Annotated in this window: 2 protein-coding genes; both read right to left on the reverse strand. The window is 35.5% G+C overall.

From position 1 onward, the window contains the following. Positions 1 to 40: 40 nt before the first annotated feature. Positions 41 to 1,207, reverse strand: coding sequence for a glycosyltransferase (locus AC1DPZ_RS26245; protein ID WP_477409055.1), 1,167 nt, complete (start codon positions 1,205 to 1,207; stop codon positions 41 to 43). Positions 1,208 to 1,224: 17 nt separating this feature from the next. After that, the coding region (locus AC1DPZ_RS26250; protein ID WP_477409057.1) for a glycosyltransferase family 2 protein at positions 1,225 to 1,958 on the reverse strand (734 nt) is incomplete at its 5' end.

The following is a 1,958-nucleotide window of genomic DNA, read 5'->3' on the forward strand; positions in this document are numbered from 1 at the left end:
GAATTAAATACTGTAGCATAACGATAAAAATTAATGTAAGTTAATATTGATCAGTAATTAGTACCCCATTCAGGGGAATGGCATTGCCAGTATGTTTTATTACCAAATCCTCCCACGCTTTAAATATTTTTTCGGGGCTATTGGTGCTTATAATATTTCTGGCCATATTACCAAGGTCATTTTTTAATGATGGATTATTATTTAAATCGTTTATAGCTGTTGCCAGGCCAGAAACTGATCCTTTTTGCACCAAGACCCCATTTACGCCATCTGTTATTATTTCTGATGGACCAAAATCACAATCCATAGCAATACATGGACATCCAAAGCTCATTGCCTCAACTAATGCATTTGGATAACCTTCATTTCTGGATGGTAAAACAAATATCTCTGCCTGGCTATAATAATCCTGCAGGTTGGATTTTGAACCTGGCAATATAACTTTTTCGCTTAATCCCATATTATGAATCTGGCAAATAAGGTTATCCCTTTCCTCTCCCTCTCCTATTATAAGCAGATCTACATCATCAATATTTGCCGTATTATACGCTGATATCAGTATATCAAATCCTTTAACGCGCGTTAACCTTCCTACTCCCAAAATAAACTTTCGATGGTGTACCTTTTTAGTTGAAATTGATTTAAAAGCGGTAACAGCATTCGTAATTCTATGTATATTGGAAAGCTTTTTAAATGCTTTATTTTCAAGCAAACAATCTTCAACCCCTTTAGCGCTCACAACAACCGCGGCAGATTTTTTGTAAAGGCTTGCGGCTAACTGTCTATGAAAATAATTGAATTGATTTACGCTACGGCTTGGCGATGTTCTTTCTGAAACAATATAGGGAGTACGTGTAAAGTAACATGCAATGCCGGTCCATATATTTGCCGAGCTAATAAACGATATAGCGCAAACTGGTTTCTCTTTCAAAAGCAACTTTACCAATTTGTAAAAAGTTTGTACTATATAATAAATCCTGTGACTAAGAAAATTTTTATTTCGTTTTACGATGTACACTACCTTTACTCCGTTATCAATTGTATAAGCCGGTGGTTGGTTATTTAAGGAAATAATTATCGGCTGAAAATTTAATTGGTTGAAATGATTAGCCAGGGATATCAATACTCTTTCGGCCCCCCCTCCCATTAATGAGGGAATAACAAAGAATAAGCTGGGTTTTTGGTGCAAAGCCGGATCTTTTTTCATAACTGTTTTTATGGCTTTTAATTAGGATAAAGCAAATATTTTACAGTTTCATATGCTTTGCGTACCTGCATGTTGCGTAGCTCAAATAGCAAATACCTTCTTACGTAAAGCAGCAGCAATTTTTTTCTTTGAAACGCCGGGTATGTAAAATGTTTAATAATCAGGTTAAAGTCACTTATCATTCTTTCCATCCTTATTTTTGTATTGATCATGCTCCATATGCCACCTTCATGGTTACGATAACAACTCATAATCTCGGGCATCACATATATTTTTTTGCCGGTATGGTGTGTTGCAAAAAGCTTAAAAATTTTATCCCCGGCATAACAATTAAAAAACCAGGGAGTTGAAAACAGATTATACAGATCTGGTATATTTCGGTATAAAACAGTTGCCGTTTTTGTTTCTTCCTGTTTGCCTGCAAGTAAATCGTGGTAGGTATGAATTAATGGTACCGGCTTCGGATTTACATAAAGCGTTCTATTATCGGCATTTATCACCCGGGTATAATGGCAGCATATAACGTAGTCGGGGTTGTTTTCTAAGAAATCTACCTGCTTTTGCAGTTTATGAGGATCAGTCCAAAAGTCATCCCCTTCACAAAGAGCTATATATTTACCCTTACATAATTTGCTGCAATTAATTAAATTATGATGGATCCCCATATTTTGAGGGGATGAAACAATTTTTATTTTGCCAGGATATTTATTTGAAAACAGCCTGACAATTTTGAGTGTATTATCACCGGAGC

This window comes from Mucilaginibacter sp. P4_G9 (assembly GCF_056400985.1).

What these genes read in the sequence shown, in the direction of transcription:
- AC1DPZ_RS26245 (WP_477409055.1), bottom strand. Translation starts at nt 1,207, where the DNA reads ATGAAAAAAGATCCGGCTTTGCACCAAAAACCCAGCTTATTCTTTGTT.